At 64.2% G+C, this 24,766-nt stretch carries 26 protein-coding genes and 4 pseudogenes; 16 read left to right on the top strand and 14 right to left on the bottom strand.

Features of this window, described 5'->3' with window-relative positions:
* Positions 1–44: 44 nt before the first annotated feature.
* Complete coding sequence (gene ltrA, locus TVNIR_RS10930) at positions 45–1,292, bottom strand: group II intron reverse transcriptase/maturase (RefSeq protein WP_015259087.1); 1,248 nt, start codon at positions 1,290–1,292, stop codon at positions 45–47.
* Between the two features lie 686 nt (positions 1,293–1,978).
* Between ltrA and TVNIR_RS19125 the strand changes: the two genes are divergently transcribed.
* The 4 genes from TVNIR_RS19125 (at position 1,979) to TVNIR_RS10920 (ending at position 5,764) form a co-directional block, all read left to right on the top strand.
* Complete coding sequence (locus TVNIR_RS19125; protein ID WP_083499448.1) at positions 1,979–2,344, top strand: glyoxalase superfamily protein; 366 nt, start codon at positions 1,979–1,981, stop codon at positions 2,342–2,344.
* 117 nt (positions 2,345–2,461) lie between these two features.
* A complete protein-coding gene (locus tag TVNIR_RS19120; protein WP_083499447.1) occupies positions 2,462–2,740 on the top strand; it encodes a type II toxin-antitoxin system RelE/ParE family toxin in 279 nt (92 codons plus the stop codon).
* Positions 2,741–2,750: 10 nt separating this feature from the next.
* Positions 2,751–3,038: a HigA family addiction module antitoxin gene (locus TVNIR_RS10925; RefSeq protein ID WP_043740574.1), complete on the top strand. Its 288-nt coding sequence runs from the start codon at positions 2,751–2,753 to the stop codon at positions 3,036–3,038.
* Positions 3,039–3,448: 410 nt separating this feature from the next.
* Positions 3,449–5,764, top strand: coding sequence for an IS4 family transposase (locus TVNIR_RS10920; protein ID WP_015259085.1), 2,316 nt, complete (start codon positions 3,449–3,451; stop codon positions 5,762–5,764).
* Here the strand turns inward: TVNIR_RS10920 and TVNIR_RS21290 are convergent.
* Positions 5,718–6,197 (bottom strand): annotated as a pseudogene (locus TVNIR_RS21290) (transposase); the annotation flags it as partial. The gene TVNIR_RS10920 and the pseudogene TVNIR_RS21290 overlap by 47 nt on opposite strands.
* Positions 6,107–6,841, bottom strand: coding sequence for a tyrosine-type recombinase/integrase (locus tag TVNIR_RS10915; RefSeq protein ID WP_015259084.1), 735 nt, complete (start codon positions 6,839–6,841; stop codon positions 6,107–6,109). The pseudogene TVNIR_RS21290 and the gene TVNIR_RS10915, both read right to left, overlap by 91 nt.
* 238 nt (positions 6,842–7,079) lie before the next feature.
* On the opposite strand from TVNIR_RS10915, the gene TVNIR_RS19110 reads away from it, so the two are divergent.
* Together TVNIR_RS19110 and TVNIR_RS21285 are read left to right on the top strand one after the other, a co-directional pair.
* Positions 7,080–7,283: a type II toxin-antitoxin system HicB family antitoxin gene (locus TVNIR_RS19110; protein ID WP_083499446.1), complete on the top strand. Its 204-nt coding sequence runs from the start codon at positions 7,080–7,082 to the stop codon at positions 7,281–7,283.
* Positions 7,280–7,507, top strand: a complete 228-nt coding sequence (locus TVNIR_RS21285; RefSeq protein ID WP_083499445.1) for a type II toxin-antitoxin system HicA family toxin — start codon at positions 7,280–7,282, stop codon at positions 7,505–7,507. The genes TVNIR_RS19110 and TVNIR_RS21285 overlap by 4 nt, the downstream gene beginning before the upstream one ends.
* A gap of 395 nt (positions 7,508–7,902) precedes the next feature.
* Here the strand turns inward: TVNIR_RS21285 and TVNIR_RS10910 are convergent, their stop codons facing one another.
* The 3 genes and pseudogenes from TVNIR_RS10910 to TVNIR_RS10900 form a co-directional block, all read right to left on the bottom strand.
* The gene (locus tag TVNIR_RS10910; RefSeq protein WP_015259083.1) at positions 7,903–8,586 is read right to left on the bottom strand and encodes a DUF6064 family protein; all 684 of its coding nucleotides are present in this window, start codon (positions 8,584–8,586) and stop codon (positions 7,903–7,905) included.
* A gap of 7 nt (positions 8,587–8,593) precedes the next feature.
* Positions 8,594–9,523, bottom strand: a pseudogene (locus TVNIR_RS10905) (aldo/keto reductase).
* Complete coding sequence (locus TVNIR_RS10900) at positions 9,523–9,858, bottom strand: hypothetical protein (RefSeq protein ID WP_015259082.1); 336 nt, start codon at positions 9,856–9,858, stop codon at positions 9,523–9,525. The pseudogene TVNIR_RS10905 and the gene TVNIR_RS10900 overlap by 1 nt, the downstream one beginning before the upstream one ends.
* A 20-nt stretch (positions 9,859–9,878) precedes the next feature.
* Between TVNIR_RS10900 and TVNIR_RS10895 the strand changes: the two genes are divergently transcribed.
* The 3 genes from TVNIR_RS10895 (at position 9,879) to TVNIR_RS19100 (ending at position 12,880) form a co-directional block, all read left to right on the top strand.
* On the top strand, positions 9,879–12,131 hold the full coding sequence (locus TVNIR_RS10895) for a type I restriction endonuclease subunit R (RefSeq protein WP_015259081.1): 2,253 nt from the start codon (positions 9,879–9,881) through the stop codon (positions 12,129–12,131).
* Positions 12,132–12,336: 205 nt separating this feature from the next.
* Positions 12,337–12,615 carry a BrnT family toxin gene (locus TVNIR_RS10890; RefSeq protein WP_006749035.1) on the top strand — a complete coding sequence of 93 codons (279 nt, stop codon included), beginning with the start codon at positions 12,337–12,339 and terminating at the stop codon, positions 12,613–12,615.
* Positions 12,599–12,880, top strand: coding sequence for a CopG family transcriptional regulator (locus TVNIR_RS19100; RefSeq protein ID WP_083499444.1), 282 nt, complete (start codon positions 12,599–12,601; stop codon positions 12,878–12,880). Before TVNIR_RS10890 ends, TVNIR_RS19100 begins: the two co-directional genes overlap by 17 nt.
* A gap of 14 nt (positions 12,881–12,894) precedes the next feature.
* Here the strand turns inward: TVNIR_RS19100 and TVNIR_RS10880 are convergent, their stop codons facing one another.
* Positions 12,895–13,809, bottom strand: coding sequence for a Rossmann-fold NAD(P)-binding domain-containing protein (locus TVNIR_RS10880; protein ID WP_015259080.1), 915 nt, complete (start codon positions 13,807–13,809; stop codon positions 12,895–12,897).
* A gap of 143 nt (positions 13,810–13,952) precedes the next feature.
* On the opposite strand from TVNIR_RS10880, the gene TVNIR_RS10875 reads away from it, so the two are divergent.
* The 5 genes and pseudogenes from TVNIR_RS10875 (at position 13,953) to TVNIR_RS10855 (ending at position 18,457) form a co-directional block, all read left to right on the top strand.
* Positions 13,953–14,954 carry an AraC family transcriptional regulator gene (locus TVNIR_RS10875; RefSeq protein WP_015259079.1) on the top strand — a complete coding sequence of 334 codons (1,002 nt, stop codon included), beginning with the start codon at positions 13,953–13,955 and terminating at the stop codon, positions 14,952–14,954.
* 238 nt (positions 14,955–15,192) lie between these two features.
* Complete coding sequence (locus TVNIR_RS10870) at positions 15,193–15,912, top strand: hypothetical protein (protein ID WP_157092261.1); 720 nt, start codon at positions 15,193–15,195, stop codon at positions 15,910–15,912.
* 220 nt (positions 15,913–16,132) lie between these two features.
* Positions 16,133–16,579: pseudogene (locus TVNIR_RS10865) on the top strand (HIT family protein).
* Positions 16,580–16,602: 23 nt separating this feature from the next.
* A complete protein-coding gene (locus tag TVNIR_RS10860) occupies positions 16,603–17,550 on the top strand; it encodes a DUF5996 family protein (RefSeq protein ID WP_015259076.1) in 948 nt (315 codons plus the stop codon).
* Between the two features lie 94 nt (positions 17,551–17,644).
* Entirely contained in the window at positions 17,645–18,457 is an 813-nt protein-coding gene (locus TVNIR_RS10855) for a DODA-type extradiol aromatic ring-opening family dioxygenase (protein WP_015259075.1), read from the top strand.
* Positions 18,458–18,524: 67 nt separating this feature from the next.
* Here the strand turns inward: TVNIR_RS10855 and fabG are convergent, their stop codons facing one another.
* From fabG to TVNIR_RS10840, 3 genes and pseudogenes are all read right to left on the bottom strand, one after another.
* Positions 18,525–19,280 (bottom strand): 3-oxoacyl-ACP reductase FabG, encoded by a 756-nt coding sequence (fabG, locus tag TVNIR_RS10850; protein WP_015259074.1) that lies wholly within the window; start codon positions 19,278–19,280, stop codon positions 18,525–18,527.
* A gap of 103 nt (positions 19,281–19,383) precedes the next feature.
* Positions 19,384–19,617 (bottom strand): hypothetical protein, encoded by a 234-nt coding sequence (locus tag TVNIR_RS10845; protein ID WP_015259073.1) that lies wholly within the window; start codon positions 19,615–19,617, stop codon positions 19,384–19,386.
* 200 nt (positions 19,618–19,817) lie between these two features.
* Positions 19,818–20,741, bottom strand: a pseudogene (locus tag TVNIR_RS10840) (complex I NDUFA9 subunit family protein).
* A gap of 369 nt (positions 20,742–21,110) precedes the next feature.
* On the opposite strand from TVNIR_RS10840, the gene TVNIR_RS10835 reads away from it, so the two are divergent.
* Both TVNIR_RS10835 and TVNIR_RS19095 read left to right on the top strand, forming a co-directional pair.
* Positions 21,111–21,383 carry an anthrone oxygenase family protein gene (locus tag TVNIR_RS10835; protein WP_052316637.1) on the top strand — a complete coding sequence of 91 codons (273 nt, stop codon included), beginning with the start codon at positions 21,111–21,113 and terminating at the stop codon, positions 21,381–21,383.
* Positions 21,384–21,396: 13 nt separating this feature from the next.
* Positions 21,397–21,672 (top strand): toxin-antitoxin system HicB family antitoxin, encoded by a 276-nt coding sequence (locus tag TVNIR_RS19095; protein ID WP_237251628.1) that lies wholly within the window; start codon positions 21,397–21,399, stop codon positions 21,670–21,672.
* 346 nt (positions 21,673–22,018) lie between these two features.
* On the opposite strand, the gene TVNIR_RS10830 is transcribed toward TVNIR_RS19095, so the two are convergent.
* From TVNIR_RS10830 to TVNIR_RS10815, 4 genes are all read right to left on the bottom strand, one after another.
* Positions 22,019–22,354, bottom strand: coding sequence for an antibiotic biosynthesis monooxygenase family protein (locus TVNIR_RS10830; protein ID WP_015259072.1), 336 nt, complete (start codon positions 22,352–22,354; stop codon positions 22,019–22,021).
* A 207-nt stretch (positions 22,355–22,561) separates the two neighbouring features.
* Positions 22,562–23,245, bottom strand: coding sequence for a DUF6064 family protein (locus tag TVNIR_RS10825; RefSeq protein WP_015259071.1), 684 nt, complete (start codon positions 23,243–23,245; stop codon positions 22,562–22,564).
* 7 nt (positions 23,246–23,252) lie between these two features.
* Complete coding sequence (locus TVNIR_RS10820; protein ID WP_015259070.1) at positions 23,253–24,182, bottom strand: aldo/keto reductase; 930 nt, start codon at positions 24,180–24,182, stop codon at positions 23,253–23,255.
* Positions 24,182–24,601 carry a hypothetical protein gene (locus TVNIR_RS10815; protein ID WP_237251627.1) on the bottom strand — a complete coding sequence of 140 codons (420 nt, stop codon included), beginning with the start codon at positions 24,599–24,601 and terminating at the stop codon, positions 24,182–24,184. The genes TVNIR_RS10820 and TVNIR_RS10815 overlap by 1 nt, the downstream gene beginning before the upstream one ends.
* Positions 24,602–24,766: the final 165 nt, after the last annotated feature.

Here is a 24,766-nt window from a genome sequence, read left to right as displayed (position 1 = left end):
GGGTCCGCACCGGGCGGTTCATGAGAAAGAAGCACACGGGGAGATCAAGCGTAGCCATGGGCCTTCGTCCACAGATCGCGGACGCTGATCAGCCCTTGGCGGTGCAGCCACTCATTCGTCATTCCGCTCTGTGTCGCCAGCGTCCGCGACAAGCGCCAATAGCTCTTGCTGCTGAGCGCCGTCAGGATCGCCTGGCGTTTGAACGTCCCCAAGGCGAGCGGGTTGCGGACCTTGGTGCGCACGTAGCGCCACTGTTTCCAGTAGCACATGCGCACCCGGCGGCGCAGCCAGTGGTCGACCTCGGGGATCGGACGGTAGTAGTCCGAGATGCCGAAATAGCCCATCCAACCACGAACGTACTGGGCGAGCTTCATGAACCGGTATGGCATCGAGACGCCCCAAGATCGTCCGGTCAATCGCCGAACGTTGTGCTTGAAGTCCTCGAAGGCGCGGTCAGACCAGCGCAGTTTCGTTCCCCGGAAGGTGAATCCGAGAAACTGACAGTCGTTGGTTTTGACCACCCGGGTCTTTTGCTCGTTGACCAGCAGCGCCAGCTTGCGGGCAAGAAAGCGAGTCACGCTCGCCTTCACCCGGTCCCCGGCGCGGAGCGTCTTGACGAGGATCACGAGATCATCCGCATAGCGGGTGAATCGGTGTCCTCGCCGTTCCAGCTCACGGTCGAGATCGTCCAACAGAATGTTGGCGAGCAATGGGGAGAGCGGCCCGCCTTGCGGCGTGCCGATCCCCGTTGCCTGGACGGACTTTCCGACCAAAACGCCCGCCCGCAGGTAGCGGCCGATCAGGGCCAGCAACCGCTTGTCGCGCACCTTTCTGGCCACGCGGGCCATCAGGACGTCGTGCTGGACGTTGTCGAAGAACTTCGCCAAGTCCAGATCGACGGCGATGCGGTAACCGGCCTGGATATGGCCCTGTACCTGCCTGAGTGCTCCGTGGGCGGAACGGCCCGGTCGGAAGCCGAAACTCGAGTCCGAGAAATCGGGATCGAAGATCGGCGTGAGTACCTGCGCGATGGCCTGCTGGATCACCCGGTCCATGACCGTGGGGATGCCCAGCAGCCGCTCCCCGCCCTTGGGCTTCGGGATTGCGACCCGTCGCACCGGCTGGGGTTGGTAGACACCATCGGCAAGTTGCCGGCGGATCTGGGGCCAGTGCCGTCGTGCAAACGTTGGGAAGTCCTCGATGGGCATCCCGTCCATGCCGGGAGCGCCCTTGTTGGCCTTCACCCGCTTCCATGCCCGCTGCAGGTTGGTCCGGTCCAGAACCCGCTCCATCAACCCCTCGTGCAAGGCTGGCTGCGTGGGGCCACGCCGCGACACATCTCCCCCGGACGGGTTCGGCGATGGTGGCGAGTGATCCACGGCTCCCCCTTGGTTTCTCATGTTCGGCCCTTCATCGTTGGGGGTTCCGCCCCCCCCCCCTGCCGATTACTATGGCCTCTGCTGGCTTCTGCCCAGTCACGCCGTGCGTTGCCGCAGGGCGCGCTGCCGGATGCGTGCGGTAGGGTCCGGTGGCGGTTCCGCGGCTTTCCCCGCGGGCCTCAGTCCGGCTCCCGTGACACACCCCGGCCGCAAGCCGGGCAGACCTCCCCGAATAAGGACATGAACTTTCAGTGCACAACCGCCGCATTTACCCTATCCCCTGCACCTGGCGGGCTTCGTCATCTTGTGCTGACTCGCCCGGGGACTGAGCCTTCTATGCGATTTCTGTCCGTCGGCTCGCACCTTTGCGCTCGGGCTTCCTTCAGACATCCCCTCACGGGTTTGCCCTTGCCGTCGGCTAGTAGTTACATTCGTCCACACTTCGGACACTACAGGTACTCCTACAGGGGACTTTCACCCCATCAGTTCATGCCCATGTCGGGCGTACACAACCGCTTCGAGTCCGACGGCTTGCCCCTCCGCTGCGCTCCGGCGCAAGCCCCGGCTCAAGCCGAACGTTATGTGTAAGGGGAGCATGGATGGGATTTCAAGCTATTCCAATCATCCGAATTTTCGATGAAGCCAAAGCCAAGGAGTTCTATCTGGAATTTCTTGGTATGTCGTTGGATTGGGAGCACCGCTTTGAGCCGGGCTTTCCTATCTACATGCAGGTTTCCAAGGGTGGTCTGGTCTTTCACCTCAGTGAGCACTATGGAGATTGTTCTCCCGGTGCTAAAACGTTTGTGAATACTGACGAGTTTGAGGCCCTGTACGGTGGAATTACCTCGCGAGGTTACAGGTACTCTCGGCCAGAACTTACGACTGCACCTTGGGGTGATAGGGTATTTGAGGTGATAGATCCGTTTTCAAACAGAATTTTGTTTAATGAATGTATAAACACATAACCAGGTCAAGCACGGGGACAGCTTTTTCGTTGCGGCTTTGCCTCCACTACAAAGCTGCCCGTGTTGGCAGCGTTAGGTGCGCTTGAAACCCGAGGCGTTACAGGTTACACTCAGAGTATGATCCGAAGCTTCAAGCACAAGGGTTTGGCCAGATTTTTCAGGTCCGGTAGCACCGCAGGGATACAGGCTGCTCATGCGAAGAGGCTTCGATTGATTCTCGGCAGGCTAAATGCAGCGTCAGAAATCAAAGACATGGACTTGGCAGGCCTTCGGCTGCACAAGCTCTCTGGGGGTCGCGCCGGGACTTGGTCGGTAACAGTTAGCGGTAACTGGCGAGTGACCTTCCGGTTCGAGGACGGAGACGCCGAGATAGTGAACTATGAAGATTACCACTGAGGTGCCGTCGATGTTGATGCACAATCCCCCCCATCCTGGTGAAGTGTTGCGTGAGCTTTGTCTGGAGCCCATGGGTCTCTCTGTAACGGCCGCTGCAGAAGCGCTGGGAGTAAGTCGAAAAACCCTGAGTTCCGTATTGAACGGTAAGGCCGGCATTAGTCCAGAGATGGCCATTCGACTATCCATTGCGTTTGATACTTCGGCAGAGAGTTGGCTGAACCAGCAGTCCCAGTATGAGCTCTGGCATGCTGAGCAGCACCGTAAAGAGCTCAAGGTTAAAAAGCTTGTCGCCGCCTGAAGAAGCACATAACGGATAAGGCTAGATCGTGTGAGCGAAGCGAGCCACGATCTGAGCCGTTTGTTGGACAAGCCTGGTTCAAAGGGAAGTGGCGGGGGTTCTGAAAACAGCTTTTCGGCGGGCGGGTGTCGCTGCCGATGGTCAACGTGTCACGGGCGCGCTCGAGGGTTTGTCGGTCCGTGGTTCCGGCAAGGCGGGCGCCAAGAACGGGGATTTGGGGCGGTGACGGCCGTTTTCCGGGCGCGCACACCCCTCGGCTCGAAGGCACCGAACGCCGAGGGGACCCGTGCTGGCGAAGGCGTTTACATAGCCGCGGCTCCGGCGACGGCATCCTGGATGCGGGTATAGCCCTGCCCTATACCCACATCTAGTGCTGGACAAACGCCTGCCGGCCGGGTACCGTGCCGGGCATGTGGGAGCAGAGCCAGATCAAGCGCACGTTGAGCGCGCCGGCGAACCTGGCTCGGGTGCAGGCACTGATCCGGGAAGCGCCGGAACTGCACCGCACCGCGCTGGCGGATCAGATCTGTACCACCTGGGGCTTCTTCGATGCGCGTGGGCGGCCGCAGCGGGCGGGCTGCTTGAAGGCGCTGCGGGCGCTGGAGCGCGCGGGCCGGATTACGCTGCCGCCTGCGTGCAGCAGCCCGGGGCGCGGGGGCCAGGGCCGGCGCCTGGGGGTGGCGGTGCCGGCACCCCAGGGAGTGGGCCGCGAGGTCACCGAGCTGGAGGGCCTGGCGCTGGTACGGGTGGACACGGCCGAGCACCGGGCGCTCTGGAATGAGCTGATGGCGCGCGAGCACCCGCGCGGCATGGGGCCGCTGGTGGGCGCGCAGCTGCGGTATCTGGTGGGTTCGGCGCAGGGCTGGCTGGGGGCGCTGGGGTTTGCGGCGTCGGCGTTGCAGTTGGCCGCACGCGATGCCTGGATCGGCTGGGATCCGGCGCTGCGGGAACGCCACCGACACCGTGTGGTGGGACTGAACCGGTTCCTGTTGCGTCCGGGCGTTTCCTGCCGGAACCTCGCGTCGTGGACGCTGGGTCGGGCGTTGCGGCGGCTGGGGGCTGACTTCGAGGCCTGCCATGGGTATCGTCCCTGGCTGGTGGAGACCTTCATCGAGCCTCCGCACACCGGGGTCAGCCTGCGGGCGTCGAACTGGCGTTTTGTGGGCGAGACCGGCGGGCGGGGGCGCCAGGACCGGGGCCACGCCGCGGCCGAGACCCGCAAGGCGATCTATCTCTATGAACTCGAACCCGATTGGCGCGCACGCTTGGGGGTGGGTCCGGCACCGGCACGGGGCGACACACCGCTGGAACCCGCCGAGGGTCTGGATGCGCAGCAGTGGGCTGAACACGAGTTCGGGGGTGCGCCCTTGGGGGACAAGCGATTGACGAAACGGCTGGTGGACAGCGCCCGGCGCCAGGGGGAGGATCCGCTGCGCGCCTTTACCGCGGTGGCCCGCGACGACTGGGCGGCGGTGAAGGGCTACTACCGGCTGATCGACCAGCCGGCCGATTCCGAGGTCACTGCGGAGCACATCCTGGCGCCACATCGCGCGCGCACGCAGCGCCGGATGCAGGCGCAGGCGACGGTGCTGTGCCTGCAGGATGGCACCGATCTGAACTTCACCACCCGCCCGCAGACGCGCGGCATCGGCGTCATTGGCCGTAACCAGACCGGTGCCGAGAGTCTGGGACTGCATCTGCACTCGACGCTTGCGGTCAACGCCGACGGGCTGCCGCTGGGCGTGCTCAAGGCGCAGTTCGAGGCGCCGCAGCTGCGGGGCGACGAGGAACCGTCGCAGGAAGAGAAAAAGAGCTTTCGCTGGATCGCCGGTCTGCGCGATACAGCCGCACTGGCGGCGACCCTCCCCAACACCCGGGTGGTCAGTGTCGCCGATCGGGAGGCGGATGCGTTCGAGCTCTATGCCGAGCAGCAGCGCCATCCCGAGGTGGAACTGGTGGTCCGTGCCCAGCACAACCGCCGGCTCGCCGACGGGCGGCGCCTGTTCGACGTCGCTCGGGCGACGGCGAGCCGCGGGTCGGTCGAACTCCAGGTCGACGGGCAGAGCCTGCGCACCAAGACCAGCAAGCGCCCCGCCCGCCTGGGTCGGGCGGCACGGACCGCGGAACTGGAACTGCGCTACACCCCGGTCACGCTCCGTGGCACACCCGCCGGTGCCGATCCGCCCGTGACGCTGGAACTGACCGTGGTGCATGCGCTGGAACGGGATCCGCCGAAAGGGGAAAAGCCGCTCGAGTGGTTCGTGCTCACCACACTGACCGTCACCTCGGCCGAACAGGCCGCCGAGATTCTGCGCTGGTACCGCCTGCGCTGGCGCATCGAGGACTGGCACCGGGTGCTGAAATCGGGTTGCAAGATCGACGAGCTCGGCCACCACAGCGTCGAGCGCCTGGAACGCGCCATCGCGATCCGGCTGGTCATCGCCTGGCGGGTGATGCTGATGACCCTGCTGGGCCGCGAGGCCCCGGAACTGCCGCCGGAGCTGCTGTTCTCGGACGTCGAACTGCGGGTGCTCGGTGACTACGCCCAGTCCCGGCGCCGACCCCGCCCCACCAGTCTCCAGGAAGCGGTTCGCGAAGTCGCCATCCTGGGCGGCTACACCAACCGCAATCACGATCCACCGCCCGGACACCAACTGATGTGGCACGGCTACGCCAAACTCACCACCATGTCCTTCGCCTACGCTTTACGAGATGAAATCGGATGACACTGCCCTGCAACCATTGGTCTGCGCAACTTGTGGGTAAAGGGCAGGTATAGCCCTCGTGCGGGGAGATCCGGGTGCGCAGGATCTTCATGTTCCCGCCGCAGCAGGGATAGGCCAGGGCCGGGCGCGGTCGCACGGCGGCGGGGACCGCCGCGGGGCGCAACTTGAGCAGCACCTGTAGCAGGTGGATCAGGCGTTTGCGGTTGGGGTGCAGGAAGCCGTAGGTCCGAACGCGGCGGAAGCCCTTGGGCAGGACATGGCGCAGGAGGTGCCAGAGGAAGTCGGCACCGAAGAGCGTAGGGGTCCGCGGCTTGCGGGTCTTGCTGTCCTGGTACCGGAAGGTCACCTGGCCGTCATTGCAGGCGAGGATGTCCTTCTCCTGGAACACGCCGCGATAGAGGTAGCGGCCGAGGTAGACGAGCGCCTTTTCGCCGGGCGGTCCAGCGGCGTGGTGGCCCGGGCCGCGGCGCGCCGCCCGCCCTGGCGGCTGGGGAACAGCCACACCGGGTTGCGATGGGTGCGCCAGAAGTCGCGCAGCACGGTGAGCGTGGTGTCGGGCAAGGGCACGAAGCGGTCCTTGTTGCCCTTGCTGTCGCGCACATGCACCCGCGCCCGTTCGGCGTCGATGTCGCCGACCTGGAGACGCAGGCCCTCGCCGAGGCGCAGGCCCAGGCTGTACAGGGTGAAGTAGAACACGCGGTAGCTGAGGATGCGGGTGGCATCGAACAGGCGGGCGGCTTCGGCGACGGTCACGATGTCCGGCAGACGCTGGGACCTGGGTGGCTTGATCAGCCCCACCGCCACCCAGGGCTTGCGCAGCACGTGGGTGTAGAAGAACTTCAGGCCGTAGAGATCGTGTTTCGCGGCACGCCAGGAGTGGGTCTCCAGGAGATCAGTGAAGTACTCGGTGAGCTGGGCCTCGGAGAGATCCTCGATACGGTGGTCGAAGTAGGCGCCGATGCGCCGAATGGCGCGGGCATAGGCCTCGATGGTCTTGGGCTGGAGGCCCTTGAGCTTGAGGTGCTTGAGGTGGGTCTCGTACTGCTGGTTGAAGTCGGGCGGGGTTGCTGGTCTCATGGTCGTGCAGCCTCACGGTTCTTGCTGGAACGGCCCCTCAGCAATGAGGGGGGTGAGGCTGCATTCTAGATTTCACCCGGCGGAGCCGCCCTTCTCCGCGTAGCGGCTTCGTCCAACAAGTAGTAAGTATCGGGTAATCCGGAGAATGTTGGCGAGAACGCGGGGAACGCGGCAAACTTGTATGATTTGAAGTGCGTATCGGGCCCGATCCCACGGCATCCGATGGAGGAAAATGGAAATGAAAATACGAGTAGTACTAGAGCCAAGCGAAGAAGGCGGATACACGGTCTATGCGCCGAGCCTGCCTGGATGTATCAGTGAAGGGGAGTCAAAAGAAGAAGCCCTGGTCAATATCCGGGAGGCAATCGAACTGTACCTCGAGCCTGTTGAGGACGACACCGGCTACAATCCGAATGCTGAAATTACTCATGTCGCGGTATGAGCAAGGTACCGAGCCTCCCGTTCGATAAGGTCATTGGCGCCTTGAGGCGTGATGGATGGGTAGTTGTACGGCAGCGGGGTAGCCATATCCGGTTGCAGAAGCATACCAGGGAAGAGGTATTGAAGATCACCATTCCAGCTCATAGACCCATCAAGAGATCGACTCTTTCACATATTCTGAAACAGGCGCGTTTGGATGTTGCTGAGTTCATCAAGTTACTGTGAAACGGAATGGAACAAGGCAGGTTAAGCGTAGGCATAGAATCCTGTAGGCCGCAGGGGTGATCGCGCACCCTCAAGTGCTGGTACAGCTTCGACAAGCTCAGTTCCGGCCGCTGAGGGTTTAAACTGCACCGAAGGCAACACAGAAGCACCCGTCAAGGCGAGGGTGTGGAGGTCCGGCGGAGTCCATAGGCCGTGGCTGCGAGGCAAGAGATACGTCGGAGAACTCGGGAAGCCCCGATGGGCTCCTGGACGGACTTGCCACCGACAGGGCATGCGGTTATTGAGGCCCGCAAGGGGAAACCCAAGATGCGGACTCAATGATCGCTCAGAGATGCGGGATGAACTCGACGGGGGTCCCCAAGCCTGGCGAGCCAGGCGGCTACGGTTCGGTGTTGCTACTCGTGTGGCCGCGCCGCTGACTGGATCGAGCGCGCGACCGAAGCCGCGGCAATGATGGCCACCGCGGCCAGCGGGATCAATGCCCCGGTTGCGTCGATCGCGATCAAGGTCAGCGAGCCGATCAGGCACCACAGGATCGGAATGAACGAGGCGAGCCAGAAGCTGGGGCCGCGCAGGAGCATCAGCAGCACGCCGAGCGTGGCGATGGCCGTGGGGTCGGGGTGCAGGCCGTAGGTCTCGGCATGGCTCAGGCCGGGGCCGATGGTGGCGGCGATCAGCGGATAGCCGAGCAGAGAAACCAGCGCGACGGTGGTGGCGATCCCGGTCGAAAGCCCTTTGGAAGGCCCTTGCGTTCGGCTTGATCCGGCGAACAACGCGAGTACGAGCAACAGGGCAGCCTCGGCGATGAAGCCCCAGCCAAACCAAGGGGCGGCCCAGTTCAGTTCGGCGTAATAGGTGAAGTGGAAGAGGATTCCGCTGGTCAGCCAGGCGGGGGCGAGCAGGGCCAGGGCGATGCGTTGGTTGCCGCGCAGGGCGAGCAGCAGCGCAGTCAGGCCGATGGCGACAGCCAGAACGTGCAGTGGCCAGAAGGCTTCGTTGATGCGTTCCAGCAGCCGCCAGTAGATCTCCGGGGTGAACGGGATGAAGTCTTCGAGGCGGTAGGTCTGCCAGCCGTGCATGGCGCGATTACAGCGACGCGATGTGGCGGATCATGCGTTCGCGCGTCGCTTGCGTCGGCATCGGCTCGTGGCCGGCGCGCATGTTCTCGATCACGTGCTCGACGCGGGTCGTTGCCGGGATGGCGCAGGTCAGCGCCGGATGGCTGACAATGAACCTGAGCAGGAAGTCGGCCCAGTTGCGGCAATCGAATTCTTCAGCGGCCCATGCAGGGACTTCATGCCGGCGCTTGAGGTTCTGGATCAGGCGCCCGCCGTCGTACGGGCGATTGGCGATCACGGCAACGCCTTTTCCCGCGCCAGCGGCAGCAGGCGACCCTCGACCTGGCGGTGAGTGATGCTATAGGTGAGTTGCACGAAATCGATGTCGTGTTCCCGCATGATGCGCTCGATCTCGTCGTGCCGGCGACCGTGCGAGGTGGTGATGCCGACGTGAGCGATCTCGCCATCGGCCTTCATCCGCTGGAGAACGTCCAGGTGCTCGCGCCAGTCGGTGAGGTTGTGGACCTGGACCAGGTCGAAGCGGGCGACACCCCAGCGCTCGGACAGATCGGCAATCTGCTCGCGCGTGCTGCCGCCGGCCGGGCTCCAGACCTTCTCGGCCGTGTAGAGCGAGTCCGGCTTGGCCCAGCTTGTCGAGTGCGTAGCCCATCACGTCGGGTGCGGAGCCGTACTATCGGTGAAGAATCGACCAGGCCGCCGCCGTGTTCGAAGAAGGCCGCACCACCTCGGTCCGGGCGTCGAGCAGTTGCGGATCGCGGCCGACATTGAACGTCCGCCAGGTACCCAGGCCGATCACCGGCAGCTGCCCGCCATCGGGGATGGACTTGCGGACCAGCGTGCCGGAGTGGGCAAGGGACAGATGCGGCATCCACCAGGCAGCGGCGATGCCGGCACCGAGGAGTTTCAGGGCGGTTCGGCGCGAGTGGCGATGACCCATCAAGACGACCTCGTCCGGAAAAGCTCAGGTCTTACGACCACCGTAGCCAGAATCAGTGCGAAGGCGGAGAGCACAAAGACCTTGTTGACGAACCAGTTGGTCCTCCAGAGGGTCCAGTCCGGCTCGGCCAGAAAGAGGGAGAACAGGGTCAGGATGATGACGATCTCGATGACCGACATGCCCACAGCCAGCCAGCGCGTGTACCAGGGCTGGGTCAACAGCGCCCAGCCCAGCCAGACATGCGCGACCGGCCACAGGTCCCAGAAGATATGCGCCGTCCAGGCCTCGCCCGTGAACAGGGCGAACGTGATCGGAAAGACGTACTTGATGAACACCGACCACCGGGAAGACGCGCGTGGCGATTGCGCTGGTGGACGCGTTGCAGCGCGCCGGCTGGGTGAAAAGGGTGCTGTTTCTGGCCGACCGGGTGTCGCTGGTGAATCAGGCCTGCAACGCCTTCAAGGCGCACCTGCCCGAATCGAGCCCGGTGAACCTGGTCACCGAGAAGGACACCGAGGGGCGCGTCTACGTCTGCACCTATCCGACGATGATGGGGATGATCGACGAGACCCGTTCAGATAGCGGGGGCGGGCAGGCGCGCTTCGGCGTCGGGCATTTCGACCTGGTGATCATCGACGAGGCGCACCGCTCGGTGTACCAGAAATACGGTGCGATCTTCCGCTACTTCGATGCGCTGCTGGTCGGGTTGACCGCCACGCCGCGCGACGAGGTCGACAGGAACACCTACGACCTGTTCGACCTGGAGCCGGGTGTGCCGACCGATGCCTACGAGCTGGAACAGGCGGTGGCCGACGGTTTCCTGGTGCCGCCGCGCGTGCAGCAGGTGGATCTGAAGTTCCCGCGCGAGGGCATCGACTACGAGCAGCTCAGCGACGAAGAGAAGGCGCAGTGGGAGAGCCTGGACTGGGGCGACGACGTGGAACCGGGAACGCTGCCCGACCGGGTGAACGCCGCCGCGATCAACAGCTGGCTGTTCAACCGGGACACCGTCGACAAGGTGCTGCAGCACCTGATGGAACACGGCCACAAGGTGGACGGGGGCGACCGGCTGGCCAAGGCGATCATCTTCGCGCGCAACCACGAGCACGCGAAGTTCATCGAGGAGCGCTTCAACCACCACTACCCGCACCATGCCGGGCAGTTCGCGCGGATCATCGACAATTACGCGAAGTATCCGCAGAGCCTGATCGACGACTTCGTGCAGAAGGACAAGGCGCCGCACATCGCCATTTCGGTGGACATGCTCGACACCGGCATCGACGTGCCGGAGGTGGCGAATCTGGTGTTCTTCAAGCCGGTGTACTCGAAGATCAAGTTCTGGCAGATGATCGGGCGCGGCACGCGGCTGTGCCCCGGTCTGTTCGGGCCGGAGGACGACAAGCCGGACTTCCGGGTGTTCGACTTCTGTTTCAACTTCGATTTCTTTCGCGAGAACCCCGACGGCATCAACGCCGGCGACAGCGCGCCTTTGGGCACGCGGCTGTTCCGTGCCCGGGTGCAACTGCTCGGCCATGTGCAGACGCATCCGGAGCTCGACCCGGACGCGGCGCTACGGGGCTCACTCGCCGATGGCCTGCATGGCGAGGTCGCCGCGATGAACCGCGAGAACTTCATCGTGCGGATGCACCTGGAGGCGGTCGAACGGTTTCAGGAACGGGGTGTTTGGGAGCGGCTCAGCGAAGGCGATCGCGAGACGCTGCAGCGTGAGGTGGCGGGCCTGCCGTCGGAGATTGCCCACGACGACATCGAGTCGCGGCTGTTCGATCTGACCGCGCTGCGAATGCAGCTGGCGCTGGTCGAGGCGGACGAGAACGCGTTCGAGCAGCACCGCAAGCGGGTGGTCGAGATCGCGAGCCTGCTGGAGGAGAAGGCGACGATTCCGGTGGTCGCGGCCCAGCTCGAATACCTCGCTGCCATACAGGAGAGCGCATTCTGGAAGGGCATCTCGCTCGCGGGGCTGGAGGAACTGCGCCTGCGGCTGCGGGGGCTGGTGACCTTTCTCGACAGGAAAAAGCGAACGATCGTCTACACCGACTTCAAGGACGAGGTTCTGGGCGTGCGGGAAGGGGAGGTGGTCTCCATCCCGAAGATGACCGGCGTGCAGTACGAGAAGAAGGTCAACGACTACCTGCGCCAGCATCTGGACCACCTGGTGGTCCGTCGCCTGCGGAGCAATCAGCCGCTGACCGCAATGGACCTGAAGGGGCTCGAAACGACGCTGGTCGAGATCGGCGAAGAAGACGGGGAGACGCTGCTCTCGGCCCTGCTGGCCCGCAGCGAGTCGCCGTCGCTTGCCCATTTCGTGCGCAGCCTGGTCGGGCTCGACCGCACGGCGGCGCAGGCGGCGTTCACGCAGTTCCTGAACGACCGCAGCCTCACGCCGCAGCAGATCCGGTTCGTCGAGATGGTGATCGACCAGCTCACCGCACGCGGCGTGATGGGCGCCTCCGCGCTCTACGAGCCGCCGTTCAGCAACCTGCACGCGGGTGGGCCGGACGAACTGTTCGCAGGCAGGGAGAACGTGATCAACGCCGTGTTCCAGACCCTGGCATCGCTGGAACCCCGGGTTCGGGCCGCCGCAGGCTGAGGGCTGTGGGGCAAGATCAGGGACGTACCGACATGGCGCCGCAGGCGGTGGGGGCGGGCGCAACGCTGGTCAGGAAGCCGTGGAAGATGTCTTGGGGTGGCTACAGCGGCTACTTCAAGGATCCTGAGGCCAACTTGGCCAGTCGCCATATTTACCACCATATTAAGATATGGAAATCGCGCCATACGTCTGCTAGGCTCTCCGCATGAGCATGGAAAGCTTTGAATGGGATCCGGAGAAGGATCTTCTCAATCAGGCTAAGCACGGCGTTTCCTTCGCTGAAGCGCAGTTGGCTTTCGCTGATCCGGATCGTGTTATTGCTGAAGACCTGTCCCACAGTCACACTGAGAAACGGTATTACTGTTTCGGGAAGGCCGGGGACGGCATATTGACTGTCCGATTCACATTCCGCCTTGGTGTCATCCGGATTATCGGGGCGGGCTATTGGCGCAAAGGTAAGCAGATTTATGAGCGCGAAAATTAAATACACTGATGAGCCCGTGGGCCCCTTAAAGATCGTATCCGATTTCCTGCCTGCTCCTGAGGAACTCGTATTCAAGGAAGATACGGTTAAAGTGACGATTGCTCTGAGCAAGGAGAGCGTTGAGTTTTTCAAGCATGAGGCTGAAAAGCATCATACCCAGTACCAGAAGATGATCCGCCGGTTGCTGGATGCCTATACGCTGGCGCATAAGAGGCCTCTAACAAAGCGTTCCAGCCGACGGAGAAAGCGCGCGGCTGAACGCTGACGTTGTGCGTCAGGTCACAAGGGCCTTCTCAGACGAGTTTCCTTTCCGTCGCGGTATTCGGCGACGCGGCTACGGTGGGCTGGGGTCAGGGCGTGCTGCCAGGCGCCGGAGGCTGCGGCGTCGCGCGCGTAGTCGCTGAAAGCTCGTGGCACGCGGCCCAGGGCGCGCTGGACCCCGTCGCCAAGCTGAGCATTGCGGCCGTCGAGGACCTCGGAAAAGAGGTAGGAAAGCAGGGCCACGGCCGCCTCCGGTTCACCTTGCTCGGCCAGCGCGGACACGAACTGCTCCATAGAGATCTGCACGTAGTCAACCTGCCTGCCGGTGGCTCTGGCGATCTGCTCGACCGCTTCCGCGAAGGTCAGCAGCTGAGGACCGGTGAGTTCATAGATGTGGCCGGCGTGCCCGCTCTCCGTCAGCGCAGCGACCGCGACGTCCGCGACGTCGTCGAGGTCGACGAAGGGCTCTGCCACGCTCCCGGCCGGCAATGCGACTTCACCGGCGAGCACCATGTCCAGGAAGCTGCCTTCGCTGAAGTTCTGGCAGAACCAGCTGGAGCGCAGGACGGTCCAGTCGGCGCCTGAGCGCCGCACAGCGTGTTCGGCGAGCTGTGCGCCTTCTTCACCCCGCCCGGAAAGCAGTACCAGACGCCGAACCCCGCTCGCCACCGCCAGCTCCGCGAAAGACCCGACGGTTGCAGCAGCGCCTGGCACTGCCAGGTCCGGGAAGTACGCCAGGTACGCGGAGGTCACGCCGAGCACAGCAGGCGCCCAGGTCTCTCTGTCCTCCCAGTCGAATGGAGGCCGGCCGGAGCGCGAACCAACCCGCACGGGCAGACCGCGCGCCGAGAGCCGCTCCACAATGCGCCGGCCGGTCTTGCCCGTGCCGCTGAGAACCAGGGTCGTTTCTGTCGTCAGGTCGGTCCGCTTCATGGTTGGTCCCTCGTTGTGAGTTTCGCTGTACGTCCAGTTTCGTTGCTTAGAACCGGACGAACAATGCTCGATGAGCTCGATTTCATGCCTATTCGTCCATTTCTTCTGGACGGTGGTGTGGATCGAAGCGCACACTCGGTTGCATGAAGGCAAAGGATCTGTGGAGCCCGCTGGATCGGCTCGGCGAAGCGCTGCACCTGCTGCGGATGAGCGGCAGCTTCTATTGCCGTTCCGAGTTCACGGCACCCTGGGCTCTGGAGCTTCCCGCGTTCGAGGACTGCCTGATGTTCCACGTCGTGACTTCGGGCCAGTGCTGGCTGGAAGTCGAGGGCGCCGAGCGCCGGATGCTGCAACGCGGGGATTTCGCGCTCGTGCCACATGGCGAAGGCCACACCCTGCGGAGCGAGTTCGGCATTGCCGCCGCGAAGCTTTTCGATCTTCCTCGGGAGCTCGTGAGCGAGCGCTACGAGATCCTTCGGACCGGTGGCGGCGGGGAGGCGACGAGCGTGGTGTGCGGCGTCGTCCGTTTCGAGCACCCGGCCGCGCAGCGCCTGGTCGCGCTGCTTCCGAAGATGGTTGTGGTCGAGGCCTCGAGTTCCCCTCACGCGGATTGGACCCAGAGCACGCTGCGCCTCATGGCTGACGAAGCCAGGGCGCTCCTCCCGGGAGGCGAGACGGTCATCACGAGGCTCTCCGACATTCTGGTGGTCCAGGCGATCCGGTCCTGGATCGCGCAGGACCCCGCTGCGCGCAAGGGTTGGCTCGGAGCGCTTCAGGACCGGCAGATCGGTCGCGCCCTCGCGCACATTCATCGAGACCCGGCGCGCGAGTGGACGGTGGCATCGCTCGCGGACGAGGTGGCCATGTCGCGCTCGGCACTTGCGGCACGCTTTACCGCACTCGTCGGGGAGCCGGTGATGCGTTACGTGACGCGCTGGAGAATGCATCTCGCACTCACGCAACTGAAGGAGGAGGATACGCCGCTTGGCGATCTGGCGTCCCGCCTCGGCTACCAGTCCGAGGCCGCGTTCAGCCGCGCCTTCAAGCGCTTCATCGGCGTCGCGCCGGGCGCCGTTCGGGCCCAGGCAAGGCCTGCTACTGCCCAACAGACGGTCTCGGCGGGCGACCCCAAGCCCCGCCGCTGAGCCCGAGCGTTGGCAAGAATGAGGGTGTCGACTCATGGATGGCATTTCGAATGGGGGAGGCGAGGCCCTCCGACCTGCCAGGCCTGGAGCAGCGGCTCAATCTGGACATGTGACGTCGCCGTGTGGCAAGGACGTTCCATCACGCGGCTACGTCCGCGTGTCTGATCACGGCCTCATGAGGAGGCCGGGGAACGGAAATTCAGGCCTCGGGGTTGAGCACATGGCACGACCTTACCTGGTGGCGATCCTGGTGCTGTTGTCCGCATCCATGACTGGCTGCGGGCTCGTCAGTGACGCGGACGAGAAGCTCTACTTCGGCGAAAAACGGCAGCCCGTTGAACTGGAGTACCAGTACGTCGCTCTCGCCAACGAGCTTCAATCGATCAAGCCCTGCTATCTCATCCATCCTCGTAGTTTGAGGGCTGGAGCATTCGGCTCGGTGGGAAGCCAGGTGTCACTGAATCGCAGCACCTGCTTTGCGTGGGTGGCGGAAGGCTCGGGAAACGAAAAGCCTTGCGATAAGGTCCGGTCGGCGAGCACGCTGTTCCTGTCGGGAGCGGATCTGAACGCGGAGACGTGCCGCCGGAATGCACGTGTCCCGGGTATGGTGTCCTTGAGGCTGGATGTGCCCGAAATCGTCGCATTGGCCGGCTACGAGGAAGAGGAAATCGACGTCTATCTGGTATCGGAAGGTCGATTCAGCGGCATCGAGGCCGCGCAGCGTTATCGACGGGACCAGCCTTCGACCTACTGGAACGAGGTGCAGATGACGCTGCTTCACACCGAACAGTTCTTCGATCGGATCGGGCGCCTGCCCGGATTCGGTACCGCCGAAGATCAGGCGACCATGAATGCCCTCAGGTGGGAACCCCGGCAGCAGCGGCTCTGGACCCTGCCGGAGCAGCGCACGCGTTCGGTACCGGAAATCAGAGTGCCGGCGCCGTCGGAACGGGAATGACGGCTGGACGCGCCTGTTTGCGCGTTGCGGAAATAGCGAGTGATTCCATGCAGCCGAGGGCCGCAGCTCGCGCGGCGGATCGATGTCTCTTGGCTTGGTCTGCCGGGACCCGCGCGCCGATTCGGGGGTTCGGCAGCCATAGGGGCATGGCGCACCGCGGCGCCGAAATCCACTTGAATCGGGCGCCTCCATTCTGACGGAGGCCCGTCCAGGTTCCTCGATGACCAGCCCTCAACCAGACCAGAACTGCTATTTCTGCCGGGTTTCCGCCGGTATGACCGACCCGTTCAATTAAGAGAACCGCTCGTTCGTCGCCATCTTCGACACCAATCCGGTGAATTCGGGGCATGCACTGGTGATCCCCCAGCGGCACGTCGTCTCGCTGTTCGAACTCAACGAAACGGAGCAGTCGGATTACTTCGACGCCATTCACGGGATCCGGCAGGCGATCGAAGCGACCGACATGAACGACCTGTGCCGGAACATGCTGGACCGCGACTATTTGAGGGAGCGACCGAAGGGCCACATCGAAGCGGTGCTGAAAGGGCCCTTCCTGAACAGGCGGCCCGATCGTGGCGCGCGGGATGCCCGGGCCACGAGTGCCGGAGCGTGCTATACAGAATCTGTCCATCACCAACAGGTCAGATTCCGTCAGGCACTCGGTTGACGGTTGGCCAGGGAAAGAATCGGATGACGAATCAGTCGAGCTCCGGGACGGAGCAGTGGCCGTCCGTGCCGTTGGAGGCGTGGAGCGACACCTGCGCGACCCTCCACCTGTGGACCCAGATCGTGGGCAAGATCCGCTTGACGCAGAGCCCATGGGTGAATCACTCATGGAATGCGACGCTGTACGTGACGGCCCGCGGTCTGACCACGTCGCCCGTCCCGCACGGCGCCCGGGTATTCGAGATCGAGTTCGACTTCATCGCGCATCGCCTTTCGGTGCGTACGAGCGAAGGGGAAACGGGGGGCTTCGCGCTCAGGCCCGAATCCGTCGCGGGCTTCTACGCGAGGCTGATGGATGAGATGGGCCGCCTGAACCTGCCGGTGACGATCCAAAGGAAACCGAACGAGGTCACCGAGGCCATTCCGTTCGATCGGGATGATCGCCCCCGATCGTACGATCCGGTCTTTGTGAACAGGTACTGGCGTGCTCTGGCGCAGGTGGATCGGGTCTTCAAGCAGTTCCGCGCGAGGTTCATCGGGAAGTGCAGCCCCGTGCATTACTTCTGGGGCGCCCCCGACCTGGCGGTGACGCGGTTTTCGGGGCGGCCGGCGCCGCAACACCCGGGTGGAATTCCCAATCTTCCCGACTGGGTGACGCGGGAAGCCTATTCGCACGAGGTCAGCAGCTGCGGTTTCTGGTCAGGCGGCGGGCCCGTTCCGTATCCGGCCTTCTACTCGTACGCCTATCCCGAGCCGCAGGGTTTCGCGGATGCGGCGATCCAGCCGGCCGAGGCCTTCTTCAGTACCGATCTTCGCGAGTTCGTTCTCCCCTACGATGCGGTTTGGCAGTCACCGGATCCGGACGGCATGCTGTTGGACTTTCTGCAAACCACGTATGACGCCGCAGCGGATCTGGCGCACTGGGACCGGGGATCCCTGGAGCGCGATCGTGATCCGAGAGACGCGCTCTGACCAGCGGCGGACGCGGAGACACGCGCCGTGCGCGGAGCCCTGGCCGCCGCCGCAGGTCGGCCAGCCGCCGCGAGTCGGCAAGGAATGAATCGACATGGCGACACCCAGTTCTTCCGAGGCGCAGGCCCGGATTGTCTATTTTTCTCACGGCGGAGGTCCGTTGCCCATTCTCGGCGACGCCAGCCACCGGGCGCTGGTGGATTTCCTGCGCGAGCTTCCGGCGCGGCTGAGGAAGCCGGATGCGATTCTGGTGATCAGCGCGCATTGGGAGGAGAGGGTGGCGACCGTGCTCGATGCGCCAACACCGCCGCTGCTCTACGACTATCACGGTTTCCCACCGGAAGCGTACGAAATCACCTATCCGGCACCCGGAAGCCCGACGCTCGCGCAGTTGATCGTCGCTCTGCTGAATCGAAACCGGATTCCTGCAGCCGTCGACTCGCAGCGGGGCTTCGATCACGGTCTGTTCGTGCCGCTGAAGCTGATGTATCCGCAGGCTGACATCCCCGCGTTACAGCTGTCGCTACTGCAGGGGCTGGACCCCGCCGCGCATATTGCGCTTGGCAAAGCCTTGGGCGAACTGAACGGCGAGAATGTCCTCGTGGTCGGCTCTGGCTTCTCGTTTCACAACATGCGCGCCTTCGATTGGCGGGGTGAGCGCGTGCCGGACCCTGCCAATGATGCATTCCAGGATTGGCTGATCGACGTCTGCACGGGGTCCCTGTCGCAGGCGGAGCGGGAACAGCGGCTGCTCGAATGGGAGCGGGCGCCGTCTGCACGTTACTGTCATCCGCGCGAGGAGCATCTGTTGCCGCTTCATGTGTGTCAGGGAATGGCCGGCAAGCCGGCGACGTTGGTGTTTGACGACTACATTCTGGGTAAACGCGCCGTTGCATTTCAGTGGTGAGGAGCCGGCCACCCTCCCTGCCACCGGAGCCGCCGGCTGGCCTCGGGCAAACCGGCGGCCGAGCCGGTCACTTCAGGGCTTCGAACGATTCGGGCAGGATCTGGCCGCCGTCTACGATCAGTGTCTGCCCGGTGATGTACCGGGCCTCGGGAGACGCGAGGAAACACACGGCGAAGGCAATGTCCTGCGGCTCGCACAGCGCCCGGGTAGGGATGGACTCCGCCATCTCGCGCAGGTAGTCCTCGCCCTGTGCCTTCAGCCCTTCAGTCAGCACGTTCCCCGGCATCACGGCGTTTATCGTGATGCCGTCCCGTGCACATTCGAGGGCCGCCGAGCGCATGAAGCCGAGCTGGCCCGCCTTGCTGGCACCGTAATGTGCCCAACCCGGGTACCCGGTCACGGGTCCGGTGATCGATGACGTGAGCACGATCCGACCGTATCCCTGTTCGCGCATGCCGGGCAGTACCGCCTGGGTCATGAAAAAGGCGCCGCGGAGGTTCACCGCGATCATCGTGTCCCAGTCGTCTTCCGTCATCGTGTCCAGGGGCGCCTGCGGAAAGATGCCGGCGTTGGAGCAGAGCACCCCCACCGGCCCCAAACGTTCCTGGATCGCCTGTACGGCGTGCCGGCACGAGTCGCGGGAACTCACGTCGAGCGCCTCGAACTCCACTCCCAGTTCGCCAGCCGCCTGCCGGCCCTCGGCCTCGTCGATGTCGGTGATCACGACCCGGGCACCGGCCTGCACAAGCACGCGGGCAATGCCCCGGCCGATGCCCTTCGCGCCTCCGGTGACGATCGCCACCTGATCGGTCAATGCAAACATGTCAACCTCCTTGCGCGTTGCCACGATCGGTCCACCGGTGGAGCATCCTTGATGATATGGTCCCCCCTCGTGCGTTCATCCGGGGACAGTCGGGGATGTTGGGCTACATTCCGACCAGTTCTGCGTGCACGCCGGTCGTGGTGACCGTGTCCAGGATCGTGCGGCTGTTGATCACCTCGGGATCGTATCCGACCAGGACCAGGTGGGGGGTGTGGTCCCGGCTTGTGGCAGATACCACACCCTCCAGATCGCGCAGCCGGTCCTCGATTCCCTCGCGACTATGGGCAACAAGGGTTTCGTCCAGATGAATCGTCACATCAACGACGTGGTTGCTCATGGCTGCCTCCTCCGTGTTGGTGGGTTCCACGCAACGAACCTGCGGTTTGACACCGCCATTTTTCCGGTTTTGACTCGATGGAGCCGAGGCCGTTCACGACGTAGCGCTCGCTCCGGGCATCCACCCCGGGGGCAATGGGCCGCAGGGCGCGGCGGATGGCCGTGCCGTCACCGTCATCGTTCAAGGGATACGGGAGGGCATCAGGCATCGCGGGGGTTGGAGCCGCTTCCCAGGCAGTAGGGCAGGCTTTCCTGCAGAGAACGCGGTGTGATGCCGAGATCGGCGAAGCTGCCGACCCCGTGACCGACGATGTTGTCCCCCTGCATCAACAAGACCTGGTCCCTTGTCAACGGTGGGCCGGGCAGGGGGGCTCGCGAGCAGCGCCGGCGTGCGCCACAGGAAAAAGGGGACCGGGATCATCGGGCTGTGGCGGCCGAGATGCGCGAGCACCTGCTCCACGAGCTCGCGATAGCGGTAAACCCGAGGGCCGCCGAGTTCGAACAGCAAGCTCTCGGAGTCGGTCGATTCGAGCCGCTTCGTCACGGCCTCGGCTACGTCGTCGACCAGGACGGGTTGCAAGCGGGTGTCGCCGCGGCCGAACAGCGGGATCACCGGCAGGCTTGCGAGGCGGGTCAGGTTGGTGAGGAAGGCGTCGCCCGGCCCGAACAGCACGCTGGGGCGCACGATGACCGCATGCGGGACGCCGCCCGAACCCGGTCCTCGCCACGGGCACGGGCCCGGACGTAGGGCGACGGCGAGGACGGGCTCGCTCCGATCCCGGAGATCAGCACCAACTGCCGCACCCCGGTCTCGTGCGCCACCCGCGCCACGCGGCCGGGCCCGGTCACATGAACGGCCTCGAAGGTATCGTCGCCGCCGGATTCGACGTAGAGGCTCACCGTGTTGACGGCGCAGTCGGCGTTCTCCAGCGCCAGCGCGACGCTGGCTTCGTCGTGGATGTCGGCGGTGGCGAGCTCGATCCCGTCACCGTCGCCCGCCCATTCGGGGCGAACCGGGTGGCGTGCGGCGATGCACACCGCTTTCCCCGAAGCCGCGAGCGCCCGAACAATGCGACGGCCCAGGAACCCCGTGCCTCCGAAGACCGTGGTGACGTTGTCACTCATCGTGACCCTCGCGGTCTGCATCCCATGCAGTCAGGCATCCGCTCAGTCCGCCCTCGTTACGATCGCGAACCCCAGGGTATTCTCGTGTCACGGTTTTCATGAATCTATCCTCTCACGGAGAAGGACTCCGGAATCCCCGGACCAGTTCAGGAGCCGTGATGCGTGCAGGAGCGCGCCTCGCGCGCGAACGGTGGGGCCGTTGTGTCGGGGTTGGCGCCGCGTTCTCGACCGGCGGCGCATTCGGGATGATCGGCATCGCAACCCCGGTCCGCGCCGGGGCAGGCGTTTGCGGAGAAACGGCCCTGTTGCGCAGCCTGTCGATTCGCTCCACGCAAGGTGTCCGGCCTCGGATTCACGGAAGCTTCCACGATGATGACCATAGCGGCGATTCTGCTTTGCATCGGGGCCGGGACCGTCGGCGGCGTGTTTTTCGCCTTCTCGACGTTCGTGATGAAGGCGCTCGCTCAGCTGCCGGCGGCACACGGAGTCGCGGCAATGCAACGCATCAACGTGGTTGTCCTCAATCCAATGTTTCTCGGGGTATTCCTGGGGTCGGCGGTGGTCGCATTCGGCGCCGTCGTGCTGTCGGGCTCTGCCTGGTCATCCGCGGGTGCGCCTTGGCTCCTGGCGGCTGGGCTGTGACTTGCCTGGATGCATGTCTGACGGAGAAACACCCGAAGAAGCCATTGCCAACGGTCGTGACGCGGTTTCCGTCTGGATCAAGGCAGCCAAGGAAGCAGGCCGAGGGATTCCCCGTCCAGGAGAATTGCCTAGCGGAAAGTTTATTGCGCGCATCCCGCGTAGTTTGCACGCGCGGCTCACGGCCCGCGCCAAGCAAGAGGGCGTTAGCATGAACGCTTGGTCTCTGCCTTTCTCGCGGAGGCCCTTGGCCGAAGGGAAAGTACGGGGGGAGGCCGAACAAGTCGATTGAGACGGAACAAATGGTTCTGTCACGTCTCATGCTTGCGCAAGAGTCGCGCCAGAACAATTTGTCCGCTGATCTCATTCGCGCTGTGCATCGAATAGCGCTGGCCGACGCAATAGGGAATCCTGGACGGGCAAGGACTCAAAGCTCAGGGGAAAAATCTTGGCGGGAAGCGCCGACCAGGTCACGGCTATCCTTCTGAAATACCGACTTGAGACATGTCGGGGAAAGTACACCCATTTCTCTGCGGCGTGGTGCCCGGGTGCCCGCATTTGCGGCAGCGCGGTAATCGTCGGGGGACAGGGATACGGATTTAGATGGACTGTCCCCCGAAACGGACGCGTTCCCGGTATCAGGGCTTGTTGCCACGGGTTGTGGCGGGAAGTGGCTGGAGCAGGTCGTCACAAGGTTCAAGTCGGACTTCCTTGAAATGCTCGGCCACGGCCTCCTGCATGCGTGGGAAGGCGGGATGGTCCAGCACGCCGCTCCCCCTGAAGCAGCGTTGGCGGCATTCCTCGTCGGGCCATAGGGCATACGACCAGAACAGGCCGTCCTCGCCCTCGTGCAGGCGTGCACCGAAGGATCCGCAACGTTGATGAATCAGCGCCGTGCCCTCGACCCAGGCCTGCCGAAACTGCGCTTCATATCCGGGTCTGACGCGCCAGCGGTAAAGAATCGCGATGCTCATGAAACGGCTTCCAACGTTTGGGCAGACTCCCGAGCCGTCCGGTGAGGCGGCGCCGATCAAGAAATCTGGGGCGCCCGCAGACTTCGCTACGTCGCGGTGTGCGCCTCCCATACCCGAGATGCGGCTTCAATCATCGCACAGAGATGCGGGATGAACTCGACGGGGGTTCCCAAGCCTGGCGAGCCAGGCGGCTACGGTTCGGTGTTGCTACACGTGTGGCCGCGCCGCTGACTGGATCGAGCGCGCGATCGAAGTCCCGGCAATGATGGCCACCGCGGCCAGCGGGATCAATGCCCCGGTTGCGTCGATCGCGATCAAGGTCAGCGAGCCGATCAGGCACCACAGGATCGGAATGAACGAGGCGAGCCAGAAGCTGGGGCCGCGCAGGAGCATCAGCAGCACGCCGAGCGTGGCGATGGCCGTGGGGTCGGGGTGCAGGCCGTAGGTCTCGGCATGGCTCAGGCCGGGGCCGATGGTGGCGGCGATCAGCGGATAGCCGAGCAGAGAAACCAGCGCGACGGTGGTGGCGATCCCGGTCGAAAGCCCTTTGGAAGGCCCTTGCGTCCGGCTTGATCCGGCGAACAAGGCGAGCGCGAGCAACAGGGCCGCCTGGGCGATGAAGCCCCAGCCAAACCACGGGGCGGCCCAGTTCAGTTCGGCGTAATAGGTGAAGTGGAAGAGGATTCCGCTGGTCAGCCAGGCGGGGGCGAGCAGGGCCAGGGCCATGCGTTGGTTGCCGCGAAGCGCGAGCAACAGCGCAGTCAGGCCGATGGCGACGGCCAGAACGGGCAGTGGCCAGAAGGCTTCGTTGATGCGTTCCAGCAGCCGCCAGTAGATGTCCGGGGTGAACGGGATGAAGTCTTCGAGGCGGTAGGTCTGCCAGCCGTGCATGGCGCGATTACAGCGACGCGATGTGGCGGATCATGCGTTCGCGCGTCGCTTGCGTCGGCATCGGCTCGTGGCCGGCGCGCATGTTCTCGATCACGTGCTCGACGCGGGTCGTTGCCGGGATGGCGCAGGTCAGCGCCGGATGGCTGACAATGAACCTGAGCAGGAAGTCGGCCCAGTTGCGGCAATCGAATTCTTCAGCGGCCCATGCAGGGACTTCATGCCGGCGCTTGAGGTTCTGGATCAGGCGCCCGCCGTCGTACGGGCGATTGGCGATCACGGCAACGCCTTTTTCCCGCGCCAGCGGCAGCAGGCGACCCTCGACCTGGCGGTGAGTGATGCTATAGGTGAGTTGCACGAAATCGATGTCGTGTTCCCGCATGATGCGCTCGATCTCGTCGTGCCGGCGACCGTGCGAGGTGGTGATGCCGACGTGAGCGATCTCGCCATCGGCCTTCATCCGCTGGAGAACGTCCAGGTGCTCGCGCCAGTCGGTGAGGTTGTGGACCTGGACCAGGTCGAAGCGGGCGACACCCCAGCGCTCGGACAGATCGGCAATCTGCTCGCGCGTGCTGCCGCCGGCCGGGCTCCAGACCTTCTCGGCCGTGTAGAGCGAGTCCGGCTTGCCCAGCTTGTCGAGTGCGTAGCCCATCACGTCGGGTGCGGAGCCGTACATCGGTGAAGAATCGACCAGGCCGCCGCCGTGTTCGAAGAAGGCCCGCACCACCTCGGTCCGGGCGTCGAGCAGTTGCGGATCGCGGCCGACATTGAACGTCCGCCAGGTACCCAGGCCGATCACCGGCAGCTGCCCGCCATCGGGGATGGACTTGCGGACCAGCGTGCCGGAGTGGGCAAGGGACAGATGCGGCATCCACCAGGCAGCGGCGATGCCGGCACCGAGGAGTTTCAGGGCGGTTCGGCGCGAGTGGCGATGACCCATCAAGACGACCTCGTCCGGAAAAGCTCAGGTCTTACGACCACCGTAGCCAGAATCAGTGCGAAGGCGGAGAGCACAAAGACCTTGTTGACGAACCAGTTGGTCCTCCAGAGGGTCCAGTCCGGCTCGGCCAGAAAAAGGGAGAACAGGGTCAGGATGATCGCGATCTCGATGACCGACATGCCCACAGCCAGCCAGCGCGTGTACCAGGGCTGGGTCAACAGCGCCCAGCCCAGCCAGACATGCGCGACCGGCCACAGGTCCCAGAAGATATGCGCCGTCCAGGCCTCGCCCGTGAACAGGGCGAACGTGATCGGAAAGACGTACTTGATGAACACCGACCACGCGGCCAGCACGAAAAGCAGGTGGGCGAGGAAGGTGATCCAGCCGGAATCGGGAGCTTGTGATCGGGAGCGAGCCATGCTGGCCATTATGACGCACCCAATGGGTTGCCGCGGCAGGATCGCACGGGTTCATTTCGTGGCCCCCCATCATGTGGCACAGCGCGGCCATCGCCGGCAGACAGTGATCGCGGTGTACCGTCCCCGGAATTCCCGTGGGGTCATTGTTGTCCCGCAAGCACCTGC

The organism is Thioalkalivibrio nitratireducens DSM 14787 (genome assembly GCF_000321415.2).
Lineage (GTDB): Bacteria > Pseudomonadota > Gammaproteobacteria > Ectothiorhodospirales > Ectothiorhodospiraceae > Thioalkalivibrio > Thioalkalivibrio nitratireducens.
Note: the sequence above shows the minus strand (reverse complement) of the source record. Positions and strands in the feature narration are given on the sequence as shown.